15 protein-coding genes are annotated in these 16,323 nt (G+C 65.1%); 8 read left to right on the top strand and 7 right to left on the bottom strand.

The genetic code is table 11. The features are described 5' to 3' along the window. Positions 1 to 45 precede the first annotated feature (45 nt). The gene (locus ACIA48_RS08505) at positions 46 to 822 is read right to left on the bottom strand and encodes a coniferyl-alcohol dehydrogenase (protein WP_396729681.1); all 777 of its coding nucleotides are present in this window, start codon (positions 820 to 822) and stop codon (positions 46 to 48) included. Between the two features lie 115 nt (positions 823 to 937). Between ACIA48_RS08505 and ACIA48_RS08500 the strand changes: the two genes are divergently transcribed. Continuing rightward, positions 938 to 2,416 (top strand): coniferyl aldehyde dehydrogenase, encoded by a 1,479-nt coding sequence (locus ACIA48_RS08500; RefSeq protein ID WP_396729679.1) that lies wholly within the window; start codon positions 938 to 940, stop codon positions 2,414 to 2,416. On the opposite strand, the gene ACIA48_RS08495 is transcribed toward ACIA48_RS08500, so the two are convergent. From ACIA48_RS08495 to ACIA48_RS08480, 4 genes are read right to left on the bottom strand one after another with little or no spacing between them, the layout of a single operon-like run. Beyond that, on the bottom strand, positions 2,400 to 4,085 hold the full coding sequence (locus tag ACIA48_RS08495) for an acyl-CoA synthetase (protein WP_396729677.1): 1,686 nt from the start codon (positions 4,083 to 4,085) through the stop codon (positions 2,400 to 2,402). The genes ACIA48_RS08500 and ACIA48_RS08495 overlap by 17 nt on opposite strands. Before the next feature lie 8 nt (positions 4,086 to 4,093). Next, positions 4,094 to 4,708 (bottom strand): PaaI family thioesterase, encoded by a 615-nt coding sequence (locus ACIA48_RS08490; RefSeq protein ID WP_396729675.1) that lies wholly within the window; start codon positions 4,706 to 4,708, stop codon positions 4,094 to 4,096. Beyond that, positions 4,705 to 5,334: a cysteine hydrolase gene (locus tag ACIA48_RS08485; protein WP_396729672.1), complete on the bottom strand. Its 630-nt coding sequence runs from the start codon at positions 5,332 to 5,334 to the stop codon at positions 4,705 to 4,707. Before ACIA48_RS08485 ends, ACIA48_RS08490 begins: the two co-directional genes overlap by 4 nt. Next, a complete protein-coding gene (locus tag ACIA48_RS08480; protein WP_396729670.1) occupies positions 5,331 to 6,344 on the bottom strand; it encodes an aromatic ring-hydroxylating dioxygenase subunit alpha in 1,014 nt (337 codons plus the stop codon). Before ACIA48_RS08480 ends, ACIA48_RS08485 begins: the two co-directional genes overlap by 4 nt. Before the next feature lie 241 nt (positions 6,345 to 6,585). Between ACIA48_RS08480 and ACIA48_RS08475 the strand changes: the two genes are divergently transcribed. The 3 genes from ACIA48_RS08475 to ACIA48_RS08465 all read left to right on the top strand — a co-directional run bounded on the left by ACIA48_RS08475 (position 6,586) and on the right by ACIA48_RS08465 (position 10,364). Continuing rightward, complete coding sequence (locus ACIA48_RS08475) at positions 6,586 to 7,518, top strand: acyl-ACP desaturase (RefSeq protein WP_396729668.1); 933 nt, start codon at positions 6,586 to 6,588, stop codon at positions 7,516 to 7,518. Positions 7,519 to 7,617: 99 nt separating this feature from the next. Further along, complete coding sequence (locus tag ACIA48_RS08470; RefSeq protein ID WP_396729667.1) at positions 7,618 to 9,243, top strand: flavin-containing monooxygenase; 1,626 nt, start codon at positions 7,618 to 7,620, stop codon at positions 9,241 to 9,243. Continuing rightward, complete coding sequence (locus ACIA48_RS08465) at positions 9,240 to 10,364, top strand: alpha/beta hydrolase (protein WP_396729665.1); 1,125 nt, start codon at positions 9,240 to 9,242, stop codon at positions 10,362 to 10,364. Before ACIA48_RS08470 ends, ACIA48_RS08465 begins: the two co-directional genes overlap by 4 nt. Here ACIA48_RS08465 and ACIA48_RS08460 read toward each other — a convergent pair. After that, entirely contained in the window at positions 10,333 to 10,962 is a 630-nt protein-coding gene (locus tag ACIA48_RS08460; protein WP_396729663.1) for a TetR/AcrR family transcriptional regulator, read from the bottom strand. The two genes, ACIA48_RS08465 and ACIA48_RS08460, sit on opposite strands and share 32 nt — an antisense overlap. 59 nt (positions 10,963 to 11,021) lie before the next feature. Between ACIA48_RS08460 and ACIA48_RS08455 the strand changes: the two genes are divergently transcribed. Genes ACIA48_RS08455 through ACIA48_RS08445 form a run of 3 tightly spaced genes read left to right on the top strand, consistent with a single transcriptional unit; the run spans position 11,022 to position 13,491 of the window. Beyond that, entirely contained in the window at positions 11,022 to 12,077 is a 1,056-nt protein-coding gene (locus ACIA48_RS08455; RefSeq protein ID WP_396729661.1) for a phosphotransferase, read from the top strand. Next, positions 12,074 to 12,448, top strand: coding sequence for a nuclear transport factor 2 family protein (locus tag ACIA48_RS08450; protein WP_396729659.1), 375 nt, complete (start codon positions 12,074 to 12,076; stop codon positions 12,446 to 12,448). The genes ACIA48_RS08455 and ACIA48_RS08450 overlap by 4 nt, the downstream gene beginning before the upstream one ends. After that, positions 12,445 to 13,491, top strand: coding sequence for a TIGR03857 family LLM class F420-dependent oxidoreductase (locus ACIA48_RS08445; protein WP_396729658.1), 1,047 nt, complete (start codon positions 12,445 to 12,447; stop codon positions 13,489 to 13,491). Before ACIA48_RS08450 ends, ACIA48_RS08445 begins: the two co-directional genes overlap by 4 nt. A gap of 211 nt (positions 13,492 to 13,702) precedes the next feature. On the opposite strand, the gene ACIA48_RS08440 is transcribed toward ACIA48_RS08445, so the two are convergent. Beyond that, positions 13,703 to 15,199, bottom strand: coding sequence for an acyl-CoA carboxylase subunit beta (locus ACIA48_RS08440; RefSeq protein WP_396729656.1), 1,497 nt, complete (start codon positions 15,197 to 15,199; stop codon positions 13,703 to 13,705). 86 nt (positions 15,200 to 15,285) lie between these two features. Between ACIA48_RS08440 and ACIA48_RS08435 the strand changes: the two genes are divergently transcribed. Further along, the gene (locus ACIA48_RS08435; RefSeq protein WP_396729653.1) at positions 15,286 to 16,323 is read left to right on the top strand and encodes an LLM class F420-dependent oxidoreductase; all 1,038 of its coding nucleotides are present in this window, start codon (positions 15,286 to 15,288) and stop codon (positions 16,321 to 16,323) included.

Here is a 16,323-nt window from a genome sequence, read left to right as displayed (position 1 = left end):
GGTCCGGCTCGGTCCTGCGAACGGTACTGTAAATCTTACAGTAGACTATACCAGCTGGACAGGGGGCCCGGCGGTCATCGAGGTGAGAAAGCCGGCGTCGACGTGAATGTCCTGGCCGGTGATCCAGCGAGCCGCCGGGGAGCCGAGGAAAGCGATCACCGGAACGATGTCGTCGACGGTCGCGTGGCGGCCCACAGTTGCGCGGCACATGTCGAGGATGTCCTTGCCCATCGTCTGCTCGAAATCGGACAGGATCGGTGTCTCGACGGGCCCCGGGCTCACGGTGTTGACCCGGACTCCGTACTTGGCCCACGCGGGTCCGGCCAGCCGTTTGACGTACAGGATCGCCGCCTGCTTCGACGTGCTGTACACCGGATACTCCGGGTCCTGACTTTCCTGCCAGCGCGCGACGGCCTCGCCGTCGGTGAATTCGAGGAGCTCGGACAGAATGTCGGTCCGCTGATCCCAGCCGAGCGCCGCCGTCGATGCCACCGTGACGATCGATCCACCCTCGTTCAGCAGTGGCAGCATGCCCTCGGCCATCAACCGCATCCCGAGGTAGTTGACGTTGAGCACATCGGCGGCGGGAGCCGTACCCGGGATGCCCGCGACGTGGGCGAGCATGTCCCAGCCGGCGCCGATGTCGGCGAGGAGAGCGCCAATTCGGTCGGCGTCGCGCAGATCGCACTGCCGGTATTCGGAGACCGGTGATTGCGGCTCGCGGATATCGACCGCCAGCACGTGGTGGCCCTCGTCGTAGAAGTGTTTCGCAACGGCCGCACCGATACCCGACCCCGCGCCGACGACCACGATCCTGCTCATCTGCACCCAACCCTTCCAACCTGCGCACGTCCGTCGTACCATCGAATGGCCGACAGTAAGCTCGACAGTAAACAATTCTGGTGACCCAGACAATCACTTTGGAAACGGCGGCGCGATGAACACGACCACACCGGGTATCGCCGCCGATCGCGACATGGGTGCCGTGCTGCAGCGCCAGCGGCAGGCGTTCATCGCCGACGGCCGACCGAGTGTCGCCGTGCGCCGCAACAGGATCGACCGGTTGCTGGCGCTGGTGCTGGACAACGCCGACGCGTTCGTCGACGCGATGGCCGCCGACTTCGGCACCCGGCCGAGGGCAGGGACGCTGTTCACCGAGATACTCGGCATGATCTCGGTCATCGAACACACCAGATCGAATGTGCCGCAATGGATGAGGACGACACGACTGATGCGTGCCGCACGGCTTTTCGGGCTGCGGGCCGAGGTGCAGCCGTCACCTCTGGGCGTTGTCGGCATCATCGGGCCGTGGAACTTCCCGTTGAATCTCGTGGTGCTGCCGGCGTCGGCGGCATTCGCGGCGGGCAACCGCGTCATGATCAAGATGTCGGAGGTGACACCGCGGACCGCTGACCTGATGGCTGCGACCGCCCCGACATACTTCGATCCGACCGAGCTGACCATAGTGACCGGCGGCGTCGACGTCGCCACCGCTTTTTCGGCACTGCCCTTCGATCACCTGTTCTTCACGGGTTCGCCGTCGGTCGGTGCGCTCGTGCAGCGCGCCGCTGCCGACAACCTCGTCCCCGTGACGTTGGAGTTGGGCGGCAAGAATCCGGTTGTGGTGTCGCGCGATGCGGACCTCACCCGGGCGGCCACGCGAATCACGCAGGGCCGCATGATCAATGGTGGGCAGGTCTGCGTGTGCCCGGACTATGTCTTCGTGCCAGATGACAGGGTGGACGAGTTTGTCGGCGCGGCGCGAGCGACGTTGCGCGAAATGTTTCCTTCGATTGTCGGCAACGGCGACTACTGCTCGTCGGTGAACGAGGCCAACTTCGACCGGGTGGTGGGGCTCATCGACGACGCGCGGGCCGGCGGTGCCACCGTCGAGAGTGTCACCCCGCACGGTGAGACCCTGCCTGACCGTGGGTCGCGCAAGGTCGCACCGACGATCGTGCGCGATGTAGACGAAAGCATGCGCATCGCCAACGAGGAGATCTTCGGACCTGTGCTCGTCGTGCGGCCGTACTCGGAGGTGGCCGACACCATCGACTACATCAACGAGCGGCCGGCACCGCTCGTCGCGTACTGGTACGGGCCGGACAACGAGGACTTCCGCCATTTCGTGCGCAACACCCGCAGTGGTGGTGTCGCCCGCAACGACTTTGCCGCACAGATGATTCCGTCGGCTGCGCCGTTCGGCGGAGTCGGCCGGAGCGGGATGGGCGCGTATCACGGCAAGGCGGGGTTCGACGCCTTCAGCCACCATCGCACCGTGGTCGGGAGCGATCTTCCGTTCACTATTACCGGCCGGGCGGCCCCGCCGTTCAGCGGTTCCATGCAGGCGGGTTCACGCTTCGCGTTGCGTATGGCGCGCAACCGCACCAGCCGTCGACTCAAGAACTCCCGCTGATCGCCTGCTCACGCGCCCACCGGTAGTCGGCCTTGCCCGCGGGGCTGCGCTCGATGACGGGACGGAACACGACCGCTTTGGGCAGCTTGTAGCGCGCAATCGAGTCCGACGCGTGCTCGATCAGTTCCTGTGCGTCGGCGCTCGCGCCGTCCACCAGGGCGACGATCGCGACGACTTCCTGTCCCCACCGCTCGCTCGGCCGGCCGGAGACCACCACATCGGCCACCGCGGGATGCGACAGCATCGCGGTCTCGACCTCTTCGACGAAGATCTTCTCGCCACCGGAGTTGATGGTCTGCGACTCGCGGCCGAGCAGTTCGATGCCGCCTTCGGCGAGATGACGTGCTCGGTCGCCCGGGATCGAGAACCGGACGCCGTCGATGACGGGAAATGTCTTGGCCGTCTTGGCCTCATCGCCCTTGTACCCGAGCGGCACAAAGCCGCGCTGTGCCAGCCAGCCGATGCCGTCATGGCCGGGTTCGAGGATCGAATCGAGTTCCTCGCCGGCGACGAAGGTGTCCGGTCCTGCGTTGAACTTGCCCGTCGACACGGCGCCGGATGCCGACATGTGATTCATCTGGATCCCGGTTTCGGACGATCCGACGCCGTCCATGATGAGCAGACCGGGCTTGACGTCGATCAGCCGCTGTTTGGCGGTAGGGGTCAGCAGCGCACCGCCGTTGGCCACCACGGCCATCGACGACAGATCCGCCGACGAACGCTCGAGGGCGTCGGCCAGCGGGCGCGCCATCGCATCGCCGACCACCTGTACCGCCAGCACCTTTTCCTTCTCGACTGTTCGCACGACCTCGTCGGCGTCGAATCGGCTTGGGTCCTCGGAGAACACGACCGTCTGCCCGGTGGTGAGCGCGGTCATCACGCTCCACTGGGCGGCGCCGTGCATCAGCGGCGGCAGGGTGAAGATCTTCGTGCCCGGGTTCTCCTTGACCCGGGCGGAGATCTCCTCATAAGACTTGGTGAGCTCGCCGGTGGCCATGTTCCGGCCGCCGAACGACGTCATGAAGATGTCGTGCTGGCGCCACAGCACGCCCTTGGGCATGCCGGTGGTGCCGCCGGTGTAAAGGACGTAGAGGTCGTCGGGGGACGGCTCGACCGGGGGCGGCTGGGCGGATCCCGATTCGACGATCGAGTGGTAGTCGACGGCGCCGTGCACGAGGTCGTTGCCCGACGCGTCGGCAATCTGGATGAGCACGCGCAACTTCGGCAGCTGAGGCAGCACCTCGGAGACCCGCGGTGCGAATGTCGCGTGGTAGATCAACGCGGTCGCGCCGGAATCGTTGAGCAAGTACTGCAGCTCGTTCTTCACGTAGCGGTAGTTGACGTTGAACGGCGCGACCCGGGCTCGCCACGAACCGAGCATCGACTCGACGTACTCGGGGCCGTTGTAGGCGTAGATGCCCAGCAGGTCCTGACCCACCTCGTGACCGGGCAGCTCCGAACGCTCGGTGTGGCAACCCAGTCCGCGTGAGTGCAGGTAGGCCGCCAGCCGGTTGGATCGCTCCACGATCTGCGCATAGGTGTAGCGGCGGCCGCCCTGGACGATGAAGTCACGGTCGCCGATCACCGCGGCGACGGCGTCGGCGGCGGCCGGAACGGTGAACTGCGGTGCGATGTCGGACACCGCGGACGAAGGGAGCGAATCGGACATCGTGCCTCTCATGGCTGGTGGGGGAGCAGGCGGAGCATCAGGCCGTTGGCTTCACTGAGGACGTTGCCGTCAGAGTCTGTCATCGTCGCGGTGACGAAGGCCTTCCGCCCATCGATCGAATCTATCCGACCGTGCGAGACAAGTGGTTGGTCTATCGGCGTGACCTTGCGGTAGTCGACGTGCAGGTAGGCGGTGCGGCTGTTGGCCCGGCCCGCGGCCGAGACGATCATCCCGAAATGCCAGTCGTAGAACAGCGGTATGACGCCGCCGTGCACGGCGTTGTTGCCGCCGACGTGGAAGCGGCTGAAGTGGCCCGTCATCACCACACCGTCGGGCCCGAACTCCGTCATCGTCCACGGCGGCATCAGGGGATGCCCGAGCCCTGGCAGGTGGGGTCCGCGCCCGGCGGGAGCGACACCCTGCGGTGCGCGGTGGACTTCAAAGCGCGCACACAATTCCTCGACCTGGCCGGCGGCGTCGGCCCACAATTCGTCGCCTGGATTGGTCGACACGACGATGTCCTGCAGGCGCCGCATGGCAGTCATGAACCGGCCCAGTTCCGGGCCGGTGTCGACGGGCGTGATTTCGGGGAAGGCCGTGCTCTGGTGGTCGGTGTCGGTCACGGCTTCTTCCATACCTCGATCAGCTTGTCGGTGGTGGTGACGGTCGCGAGCAGGGAAAGCATGTTGTCGATGACCGTGTTCGCGTAGTCGGTGGGGATGCCGGCGACGGCGTCGCGTGGCAGCACGACGCGGTAGGCCTTGTTCACAGCATCCATGCAGAGGTTGGTGATGGCCAGGTTGACCGAGACGCCGACGGCGACGATCGTCGTCACACCCAGGTTGCGCAGGACGGCGTCGAGGTCGGTACCACCCATGGGGCCGATGCCGTGCCACCGGCGCAGCACGAGATCTGTTGGCGCCGGGCCGAGTTCGGGTAGCAACTCGGCACCCGGGGTGCCCGGGGTGATGGCTATCTCGCCTCCCGAGCCGTCGCCGATCGCGAAGATCTTCGCGTTGTGATTGCCGCCGAGACCGTCGGGACGGCGCTGCACGAGACAGTGCACCACCTTTACGCCGGCGTCCCGCGCGGCCGGCAGCAGCCGTTCGATATTGGGCAGGGCCTCTCGGCGGGCTTCGTTCGCGAGGGCGGCAAGGCCTGCGTTCGGTCCGACGACGGCGCCCTGGCATTCCTGGGTGACGATCGCCGTGTGCGCTGGCGCGGCGAGTTCGGCGAGGTCGATTCTCATACTGACGCGGGTGCGGCCGCTGGCGGAACCTCGTAAAACTGTTGCGCCCACTTCCTCAGCGCCATATAGGGTTTCGCATCGATCTTCGCCAGCGGCGGATTCTCGATGTATTCCTGGTAGCGCCAGATGTCCAAGTCTTCCCATACCGTGCGCAGGAACTGCTTTTCGACTCGTTCGCGCACATCGTCGGGTGGAACGTCGGACGTCTCGCCGTCCACCTTGGGCCACCAGATCGAGTAGAACATCGTCGACTGGCCGTCTTCTACGGGAGTGACGGCGAAGATCAGCCGGTGATTCGACGATCCCTCGAACACACTGATCGCGCCGCCGAGCCCGAACATATGGCTGTGGATGTGCAGCGCCATGCTGTTCGGGTCGTCGCTACGGGCATCCGGCCAGCCGGTGAGGAACTGCCACTGTTCGTCGACGATCTTCCACTCGAGGTTCACCGGTGTGACGGTGGCACCGTGCACGTAATGGAAGTGCGAGCTGTCCGGACCGTTCTCGGCGACGATCTGGGGGTGGACCGGTTCGTTCTCGGTCCGGCGTGAAAACTCGGGGTACGGACGGTAATACGCTGACGGGTCGGTCTCGAACTGCGGGAAGGACGTGAAGATGTCGGGCATCTCCCATTGCGGTTCTTTGCCCTGGGGTTGGTGCCAGGCGAACACGCAGCCGTATTGCTCCTTCAGCGGGTAGACCCGAAGCTTGAGAGCGCGGTTGGGCCGGTCCGGCTGATAGGGGATGTAGCGGTTGGTCCCGTCGGGGCCCCAGCGCCACCCATGGAACGGGCATTCGACGCAGTCGCCGACGACTTTGCCGCCATGGCCGATGTGCGCGCCGAGATGTCTGCAGTGGGCCTGCATCAGATGGAGTTCGCCGTCGCCGTCGCGATAGGCGACAAGATCTTCGCCGAAATACCGAAGGGGGCGGACCTCGCCCACCGGGAATTCGGCGGACCAGCCCACCATGAACCAGCCGGTGACTTTCCAAGTGAACGGGACCTTCACATCGTCTCCTTCAGCGGCAAGCGCATCTAACGGAAGATATTACAGTAGAGGTTTCGACAGCGACGGTCGGCGTTGAAAGGCCGAGGCAGTTGGGGTCTCGTTTCAGGGAGCGGCGGTACCGAACTTCCCACTGAATCGACCTCAAAAGTCATTTGCCAATTCCGGTCGATTTCAAATAGACCTACGCTACCGTAGGTTACTCAGCCGCAAGTCAAAGCCTGTGTACGGGGGAGAGTCTCGGATGGCGACAATCCAACATGCATTGCTCACCGAGCTGGAGCCAGTGGTGGAGGCGAATCTGAACCGCCACCTCGCGTCGGCGAAGCCCTGGAATCCGCACGACTACGTGCCGTGGAGTCGCGGTCGCGACTTCGCGTTCCTCGGCGGTGAGGACTGGGTCCCGGAGGATTCACCGCTCGATGACGTCGCGAAGGCGGCGATGGTCGTCAACCTGCTCACCGAGGACAACCTGCCGTCCTACCACCGAGAAATCGCACTGCGGTTCGGGCCCGATGGTGCGTGGGGGCAATGGGTCGGCCAGTGGACGGCCGAAGAGGCGCGTCACGCCATTGCTATACGCGACTACCTCATCGTCACGCGCGGCGTCGATCCCGTGGCGCTCGAGGAGGGCCGCATGATCCACATGAAGGCCGGCTACGACTCGGGTGACAAGTCGATGCTGGAGGCATTGGCCTACGTATCGTTCCAGGAACTCGCGACGCGGATCAGCCACCGTAACACCGGCAAGGCATCGGGCTGCCCTGTCGCAGAACAACTCCTGACCCGGGTGGCCACCGACGAGAACCTGCACATGGTCTTCTATCGAAACCTGGTCGACGCCGCGTTCGACATCGCGCCGGACGAGACGATGAAGGCGATCGCTCACGAGGTCATCAACTTCCAGATGCCCGGCAGCACCATGCCCGGCTTCGCGGACAACGCCTTGGTTATCGCGAAGGCGGGCATCTACGACCTCCGTTCGCATCTCGACGACGTCGTACGACCCGTCCTGCGGTTCTGGAGAGTGTTCGAGCGCGACGATGTCGGCGGCGAGGGGGCGCGTGCGCGCGACGAGATGGCAGCCTTCCTGGATCTTGTGGAGGACAAGGCGAGTCATTACGAGCGGCGACGCGAAGAGCGGTTGGCCGGCGCGGGTGCGCCTGCCGGCGGTTGAGCTGAGCTAGTCGACAACTCTCGCGTCAACCGGCACGCTCACGCCTGATACTGTAATAGTTACAGTATCTCCGTCGGAGCGAACACGAGGTGCCGACACGTGACCAAGCCCAGTCCTGCGCGATTCGATGCGATCGTCATCGGAGCCGGATTCTCCGGTCTGTACGCACTGCACCGGCTACGTGAGCTCGGCGTGCGGACCCTGGTGCTGGAGGCCGCCGAGGACGTGGGCGGGACCTGGCTGTTCAACCGGTATCCCGGCGCGCGCTGCGATATCGAGAGCATCGAGTACTCCTACAGCTTCTCTGAGGAGATCCAGCAGGAGTGGGTGTGGTCGGAGACCATGCCGGCCCAGCCGGAGATCGAGGCCTATCTCAACTTCGTCGCGGACAAACTGGACCTGCGCCGCGATATCCGTTTCAACACCAGGGTCGTTGCGATGACCTTCGACGAGGCGGCGGCCGAATGGGTGGTCCAGACCCAGGCCGGGGAATCATTGGTCGCTCCGTTCGTGGTCGCCGCCTCGGGCATTTTGTCCGTGCCGCTCGACCCCGACTTTCCGGGGATGGAGACCTTTTCCGGCGCATCGTTGTTCACCGGCCACTGGCCCAAGGAGGGTTTCGACCTGTCGGGTAAGCGGGTGGGTGTCATCGGCACCGGCTCGACGGGCGTGCAGCTGATTCCGGTCGTCGCGAAGCAGGCGGACCACCTCACGGTGTTCCAGCGGTCGCCCGCCTACACGTTGCCGTGGGAGGTGCGTGCTTTCGACGACGGTGAGCTCGACGAGCTGAAGGCCAATTACGCCGAAATCCGGGCGGCGCAGCGTGCGCACATGATCGGCGCAGCGCGACTGAGTGCGTTCTCGGTGATGTTCGAGATGATGGCCAACCCGCCACTGAAAACGGCGACGCGGGAGGACCAACTGCGGGCCATCGAGGAGAAAGGCGTGATCGGCGCGCTGAGTTGGGGCGACGTCTTCTTCGACATCGAAGCCAATCGCATGGCCGCGAAGCTCTACGGTGAGGCGGTCGCGCGCATCGTCAAGGATCCGGAGACCGCCGCGTCGCTGACGCCGACCCATCCCTTCGGATGTAAGCGGCCGATCATCGACCAGGGTTACTACGAGACATACAACCGCGACAACGTGACGCTGGTCGACCTGCGCAAGGGGCCGATCGTCGAGATCACGCCAACCGGTATCCGGACCGAGCAGAGGCACCACGACCTCGACGTCATCGTCTACGCCACCGGCTTTGACGCGATGACGGGAGCGCTCACCCGAATCAACGTTCGCGGCCGCGACGACATGTCGCTCGGAGACTTCTGGGCCGACGAGGGCCCGTACACCTATCTGGGGATCGCCGTCGCGGGCTTCCCCAACCTGTTCATCGTCCAGGCGCCCGGAAGCCCCTCGGCGGCAACGAACTTCGTCGCCGCGCTCGAACAGCACGTCGAGTGGATCGGCGACTGCATCGTGTATCTGCGGGACAACGGTTATCGCAGCATCGAGGCGCTGCCGGATGCGCAGCGTGAGTGGATCGAGCACACTTCGGAACTCGTGGCGCCGACCGTGCTGGTCGATCCGTCGTGCAACTCCTGGTACAACGGCGGCAACGTCCCCGGAAAGAAACGGATGTACATGGGCTACACGGCGGGCATCCCGGAGTACCGGAGGCGGTGCGACGAGATCGCGGACGCCGGCTACACCGGATTCAAGCTCGGATGAAGGCCTCCGAACGCGCCCGGCTCATCGGCCGCGACTTCGCCGGAGTGCTGCCCAGGGCGCATGCCGCGGTGGCGAGTGCCGATGACTGGAAGCCGGTGTCGCAGCGTGGAGCCCGTCAGCTCGGTGAGGTGGTGCTCGACGAGCTCGCCCTCTCCGGCATGACCTTGACCGCTCCGCCGCCAAAGCTGGAGCGGACGATCGACGCATGCGCGACCGCGGCCCAAGAGTTGGCCGGGCTCAGCGTGGCAGAGGGCAATGCGGACCCGGAACCGTTGCAGATCAAGTCCATTCGACGGCGTCGGATCGGCCGGCTGGCCTACGAACAGATGACGTTCGACCACGATCCGCGACTTCCGCAGGCGCTGGTGGCCGAGGGGTTCGGGGGTCCCGCCACCGCAGTCGTTCATCTCTGCCGGGTCGGAGATGACAAGCGTCCGTGGCTCGTGTGGGTGCACGGCGCCGGCCAGGGCCAACCGATTGATCTGCTGTTCTCGCGCGCCCGGCGACTTCAGGACGATCTGGGCTTCAACATCGCGCTGCCGGTGCAACCCGGCCACGGTGCCCGCCGTGACGCGTGGCCGACCTATCCCGACATGGATCCGCTGAACAATGTAGCGGGCATGATGCGGGTGGTCTCCGAGGTTCGGGCGCTGGTCCGGTGGCTGCGGCCCCAGTCCAGTGCGATCGCGGTGTCCGGGGTGTCCATGGGAAGTCCGGTTGCGGCGCTGGTGGCGCATCTCGAAAAAGTCGACGGGGTAGCGGTTTACACGCCGATCTTCGGGCTCAACGCGATGATCGCCCAGCATCTCGGCCGCTGGGGGCCGTCGGTGGGTGAGACGATCGAGCTGCTGCGGTCCGACAACGTGGCCGCGGTGGCCTCCGTTGTCGACCACCTGGACGTGGAGCCGACGCCGTCACCGTCTCGCCGGCTCATCGTGGGCGCCTGGCACGACCGGATGGCCATGCGTGAACCTGCCCAGCAGTTACACGAACGATGGGGAGGCGAGTTGTACTGGCACCCGGGCAGTCACGTCGGACACCTGTTCGCGGGCGGGGTTCAGCAGGCCTCCGAGCGGTTCCTCCGCGGAGTCAGTGAGCAGACGAGCCGTAGTCGCGGATGAATCGGTCTCGGACGTAGACCAATTCGCGATCGAGATCGTAGCCATCAGCGAGGACCGTCCACAGGTATGCGGCACCGAAAATCGCCGCGCTGAGATCGCTGGTAGCGCGGTCGATGTCGATGTCGGCGCGAACCGATCCGTCGTCAATACCGCGTCGCAGTCCGTCTTCGACTTTGTCGACGCCGCGCTGGAGCCAACGCTGAACGCGTTCGCGCAGCGGGGAAGTGGTCTTGACGCCCTCGAACGTGGCGACGAACATCGCGCGCAGAAAGTCCTGATCCTCGGAGAACAGTCGTCGAACGCGGTCGAAATGGCCGACAGCTTCCTGCAGTCCGCTGGAATTGGGATCGGCGTCGGGACTGAGCTGCTTGACATAGTCGTGCAGAAAGAAGGCGTCGAGGATCGCTTCCTTGCTGCCGTAGCGCGCGTGCACCATCGCTCTGCTGTACCCGGCTCGACGGCCAATCTCAGCGGCTGTCGTTGCCTCCCAGCCTTTTTCGACGATCAGCTCGGCGGCCGCCTCGACCAGCCTCCGACTGGAGATCTCGACCCGTTCCGGCTGCGTCAGGCCACGCGTAGGAGACGGCACGCATTGCATATTAGACGACCGACAACTATGTTAGTTGCGTCTCGTCAAATAAATGGCAGAGGAACTCGATGGTGAGTGCGGGTACGACGGAGGTCCCACTGGGGATCGACGCCGTGACGCCTCAGTGGCTGGCGTCTGCACTCAGTACTTCGGTGACTGATGTCCGTGCCGAGCAGATTGCCATGGACAGCGGCTTCTCGTCGCTGCTGTACCGCCTGCACCTGACGGGCAACGGTGTGCCGTCGACCCTGATCGCGAAGCTTCCCGCGGTGTCCGAAGCGCGCGGCGCGATGGATTTGATGGGCGGCTATCGCAGGGAGGTCGCCTTCTACCGGGACATCGCCGGCCGGGCGCCGATGGCTACGCCGGACGTGCATGTCGCCCGGATCGCAGACAACGGTGTCGACTTCGTGTTGCTGCTCGAGGATCTTGCCGATTGGGACAACGCCGACCATCTGGCGGGGCTGTCGATGGACCGGGCGCGGACGTGTCTCGAGTCGTTGGCGGGGCTGCACGCCTGGTCCTGCCAACCGGCAAACAGGCATGTGCTGGAGCAGTTTCCGAGTATCGACAATCCGATGATCCGTGAGGCCATGGTGCCGGCCTTCGGCTACGGATGGCAGTTGTACCTCGAGAAAAGCGAAGAGGCAGTGCCGCCAAAGATCGCCGAGTTCTTCGAACACTTCTCGGATCGCGCCCCGGCAGCGCTGTCCGCGCTTACTGAACACGACATGCTGGTTCACGGTGACATTCGGGCCGACAACCTGTTCTTCCACGGCGACACGCTCAAAGTGGTGGACTTCCAGTTCGCGGCCCGAGGGTCTGGTGTCGCCGATGTGGCGTATCTACTGACGCAGGGATTACCCGTCGAGGCGCGCGCCGGCCGAGACGAGGCCCTGCTCCGTGAGTATCTGGGCCACATGGCCGATCGCGGAGTCGACTACGGATTCGACGCCGCGTGGCGGGACTACCGCACTGCCGCGGTGTACCTGACACTGATGCCCGTCGTCGCTCTGCTGACCTGGGAGGTCGTGCCTGAGCGGTCGCGTCAGCTCTGCCTCACGCTGACCGATCGCGCGATCGCTGCCATTGACGAAATCGACGCACTGGAGGTCTTCGCGTGACCCGTACCGCACGGGAAGTAGTGGAGCTGTACAACCTCGTCGTGTGGAACGAGCGCAGATTCGACCTCGCCGAGGAGCTGATGGGGGAGAGTGTGATTCGTCATGATGTCGGCGAGTCGACGACACTCACTCACGAGCAGGCCGTGGCGCGCATCGTTGACCACTGGGACATGTTCGAGACGATTCGCTTCGACCTCAACCTGGTGGTGTCGGGCGACGACGGCGAACATGTGGCGATCGTGTACCAATCGCCGATGAGGCTGAAGGACGGTACAGAGACCACCGTGGGCAGCATGGAAATCTTTCGCGTCGTCGATGGCAGAATCATCGAAGTGTGGAATTGCGGCTACAAACAAGGAGTTTGGGCGTGAGCGAACGCGTGCTTGACGAGCTGGGTTACTACCTCCTCGCCGGTGCGGGCGGTGAGGGACCGGCCGGGCTGATGGACGAAGCGCGCCGCGGTGAGGAACTGGGCTTCGGCACGGGATTCATCTCGGAGCGCTGGAACGTCAAGGAAGCGTCGTCGCTGACCGGCGCCGCGTTGGCCGTCACCGACCGCATGCAGATCGCCACCGCCGCGACGAACCACAACACGCGTCATCCGCTGATCACCGGCTCGTACGCGACGACGATGCACCGGCTGTCGAAGGGCCGATTCACGCTGGGAATCGGCCGCGGCGTGGCGGCGATGTACGGTGCGTTCGGCGTGCCGGCTGTCACGACCGCGCAGATGGAGGACTTCGCGCAGGTCATGCGGAAGCTCTGGCACGGCGAACTGATCTTCAACCATGACGGGCCAATCGGTAAGTACCAGTTGCTGTTCCTGGATCCGGACTTCAACGAGGACATCCGGCTGGCGATCGTCGCGTTCGGCCCGAAGACGTTGGCGCTGGGCGGACGCGAGTTCGACGACGTCATCCTGCACACCTACTTCACGCCAGAAACCTTGCAGCGTGCGGTGAAAACCGTCAAGGACGCCGCGGAGCAGGCGGGCCGCAACCCCGATGACGTGAAGGTGTGGTCCTGCTTCGCGACGGTTGGTGACCACCTGCCCGAGGAGCTCCGACTCAAGAAGACGGTGGCGCGGCTGGCGACCTATCTGCAGGGTTACGGCGAGTTGCTTATCAACACCAACGGCTGGGATCTCTCAGTGCTGCAACGCTTCAGGGACGACGAGGTGGTGCAGTCCATCGGCGGTGGCATCGACCACAAGGCGACTGCCGAGCAGATCGAGCACATCGCCACACTCATTCCCGACGAGTGGCTGGAACCCTCGGCGACCGGGTCGGCCAAGCAGTGTGTGGATCGAATCCGCAAGGAATTTGACTACGGCGCCGACGCGGTGATCATGCACGGCGCGACGCCGGACGAACTCGAACCGATTGTCGCTGAGTACCGCAACACCGAACGCTGACGCTCTGGCTCGAGCACATCCGCGCGAGCGTGCGTGTCTGCAGACGACATGCCGGCTCGGAGCAGGACTTTGCGCACGCTCGTCGTCGCAAATTGTGCTTTGCCGCGAGGACGCGACATATTCCTCGGCGTCCTGACATGACGCGAGCGTGCGCGAAGTCGCAGGAGTGCTCGGTGTGTTGCCCGCAGACACGCACGCTCGCGGGAAATAGCTAGGGCGTGATGACGGTGCGGCTCACCGGTTCTGCTGCGGCCTGTCTGCTGTAGAGCCCACGCTGCAGCGCCGAGAGCAACGCGTTGCGTGTCTCCTCGGGGTGGATGAGGTCGTCGAAGCCGAGGTGGCCGGCCGACCGGAACGACGCCTCGACCTCCGCCTTGCGCAACTTGGCCTCCATGTCCTCGGCGGCGTGGGAGGCCTTGCTCAATGCGGCGGCGCTCATCGCGCCCATCGTTGCGCCCGGGTACGCGAACGTAGCGCTCTGATTGTCGAAGCCCAGCAGCGACATCACCATCGACCCGAAACCGTAGGCCTTGCGCAGGGTTACGTGCAGCTTCAGCGTGGTCGCCGCCGTCTGGGCGGCGAACATCCGCGCACCGCTGCGCAGCACGCCGGTCTTCTCGGAGCGACTGCCCGGCAGCATGCCCGGATTGTCGGCGAGGAACACGATCGGCAGATGGAACGAGTCGGCTACGGTGATGAAATGCGCTGCCTTGTCGGCGGCGTCGGCATCGATCGACCCGGCGATCACCTTCGGCTGATTGGCGACCACGGCGACGGGGTGGCCGCCGAGATGAGCCAGCGCGCAGATCATCGCCTGCCCGAACTTCGGCTGCACCTCGAACCAGCCCCGATCGTCGAACACCACATCGAGGACCGCCCGCATGTCGTAGACGCGGCGGTTGCCGCGCGGGACGATGTCGAGCAGCTCGGGCGTCGAGCGTGGTTCGCCCGCTTCGTCTTCGGGCAGCGACGCCGGATACGACCACGCGCTGGGCGGGAAGTACGACAGGTAGCGGCGGATGTCGTCGAGGACTGCCTCGTCGTCGTCGGCCAGATTGTGGATGACCCCGCTGGCGATCGCCACCGACGGGCCGCCCAGGTCTTCCTTCGAAATATCCTCGCCCGTCGACTCTTTGACGACCGGTGGGCCCGCGGTGAAGATGGCGCCCTGCTTGCTCATGATGGTCCAGTCGCAGACCGGAGCGACCAGCGCGCCGTGCCCCGCCGACGGGCCGAGCAGACCACCGACCATCGGTACCTTGCCGGAGCATTGCGCCTGGGAGAGTAGATCCGTTGGGGTGCGGCCATAGTGCTCGCCGCTGGGCCGGAAGCCCGCGCCCTCGAGGAGCATTACCAACGGAACCCGGTCCCGCAGCGCCAACTCCGCCAGTCGGTAGCGCTTCGCGTTACCGCCGGGGCCGATGCTGCCCGCCAGCGTGGTGAAGTCCTCCGCGCCGATCATCACCGGCGAGCCGTTGATGAGACCTGAGCCGGCCACGATCCCGTCGGCCGCGATCTCACCGCCCACGAGGGTGCCGAATTCCCGGAAGGTGCCCTTGTCGAGGAGGTGGTCCAGGCGCGCGCGGGCGTCGAGCTTGCCCTTGCCGTGATGCTTGGCCAGGCGTTCGGGGCCACCCATCGCGCGCGAACGCTCACGCCGAAGATCGAGGTCTTCGAGCGTCTCCTTCCAGCCCTGTTCGTTCGTCATGCGCTCTTCCTGTCGTTGAAAGGCGATCGTCGCACCGGCATGTTCACGTTGACCATACTGAATTGCTTACTGTAGCGTCTGCGGGCATGGGTAGCGGCGCCGGCCTCAAGGTCGACGGCGGCGTGTTCAGCCAGCTCCATGCCGTGGTCGACGCGGCGGTGACCCTAGAACGGCGGGGTTATGACGGCTGCTGGACCGCCGAGGTCAACCACGACCCGTTCCTGCCGCTGACGCTCGCCGCCGAGCACACCGAGACCATCGAACTGGGCACCAGCATCGCCGTGGCGTTCGCGCGGAACCCGATGACCGTCGCCAACGTCGGCTGGGACCTTCAGGAGTACTCGAAGGGCCGGCTCAACCTCGGGCTCGGCTCACAGATCCAGCCACACATCGAGAAGCGCTTCAGCATGCCGTGGAGCCGGCCGGTGCCGCGGATGCGTGAGTTCGTGCTGGCGTTGCGCGAGATCTGGGCGTGCTGGCACGGCGGCTCGAAGTTGCGCTTCGAGGGCGACTTCTACACGCACAAGATCATGACGCCGATGTTCGTGCCCGAGCCGCACGATTACGGCATTCCGAAGGTGTTCATCGCCGCGGTCGGCGAGGCGATGACGGAGATGACGGGTGAAGTCGCCGACGGAATTCTCGCGCATGCCTTCACGACCAAGCGTTACTTCGAAGAGGTGAGTATCCCCGCGCTGATGCGGGGAATGGCCAAGTCGGGCCGGGCGCGCGACGACTTCCAGGTGTCAGCTCCGCTGTTCGTCGTCACCGGTTCCGACGAGTCCGAGTTAGAGGCCGCCGCCGTCGGCACCCGCAAGCAGATCGCCTTCTACGGTTCGACACCCGCGTACAAGAAGGTGCTCGATCTGCACGGTTGGGGAGCGCTGCACGACGAGCTGCACGGCCTGTCGCTGAAGGGTGACTGGGACGGTATGGGCGCACTCATCGACGACGAGGTTCTCGACTCGTTCGCGGTGGTCGCGCCAATCGACAAGCTGGCGGCGAAGATTCGCGACCGCTGCGACGGTCTGATCGACCGCGTCATGGTGGGCTTCCCACGCACGATTTCGGAAACAACAATCTCGGCGGTATTGACAGAGCTGCGCGCGCCGACTGCACAGTGA

Origin of the sequence: Mycobacterium sp. NPDC051804 (assembly GCF_044452905.1) — a bacterium.
In the GTDB taxonomy this organism is placed as follows: domain Bacteria; phylum Actinomycetota; class Actinomycetes; order Mycobacteriales; family Mycobacteriaceae; genus Mycobacterium.
This window is presented reverse-complemented; position numbering and strand designations above follow the sequence as displayed.

What these genes read in the sequence shown, in the direction of transcription:
- ACIA48_RS08440 (WP_396729656.1), bottom strand. Translation starts at nt 15,199, where the DNA reads ATGACGAACGAACAGGGCTGGAAGGAGACGCTCGAAGACCTCGATCTT.
- ACIA48_RS08505 (WP_396729681.1), bottom strand. Translation starts at nt 822, where the DNA reads ATGAGCAGGATCGTGGTCGTCGGCGCGGGGTCGGGTATCGGTGCGGCC.
- ACIA48_RS08475 (WP_396729668.1), top strand. Translation starts at nt 6,586, where the DNA reads ATGGCGACAATCCAACATGCATTGCTCACCGAGCTGGAGCCAGTGGTG.
- ACIA48_RS08435 (WP_396729653.1), top strand. Translation starts at nt 15,286, where the DNA reads ATGGGTAGCGGCGCCGGCCTCAAGGTCGACGGCGGCGTGTTCAGCCAG.
- ACIA48_RS08485 (WP_396729672.1), bottom strand. Translation starts at nt 5,334, where the DNA reads ATGAGAATCGACCTCGCCGAACTCGCCGCGCCAGCGCACACGGCGATC.
- ACIA48_RS08495 (WP_396729677.1), bottom strand. Translation starts at nt 4,085, where the DNA reads ATGTCCGATTCGCTCCCTTCGTCCGCGGTGTCCGACATCGCACCGCAG.
- ACIA48_RS08455 (WP_396729661.1), top strand. Translation starts at nt 11,022, where the DNA reads ATGGTGAGTGCGGGTACGACGGAGGTCCCACTGGGGATCGACGCCGTG.
- ACIA48_RS08460 (WP_396729663.1), bottom strand. Translation starts at nt 10,962, where the DNA reads ATGCAATGCGTGCCGTCTCCTACGCGTGGCCTGACGCAGCCGGAACGG.
- ACIA48_RS08465 (WP_396729665.1), top strand. Translation starts at nt 9,240, where the DNA reads ATGAAGGCCTCCGAACGCGCCCGGCTCATCGGCCGCGACTTCGCCGGA.
- ACIA48_RS08500 (WP_396729679.1), top strand. Translation starts at nt 938, where the DNA reads ATGAACACGACCACACCGGGTATCGCCGCCGATCGCGACATGGGTGCC.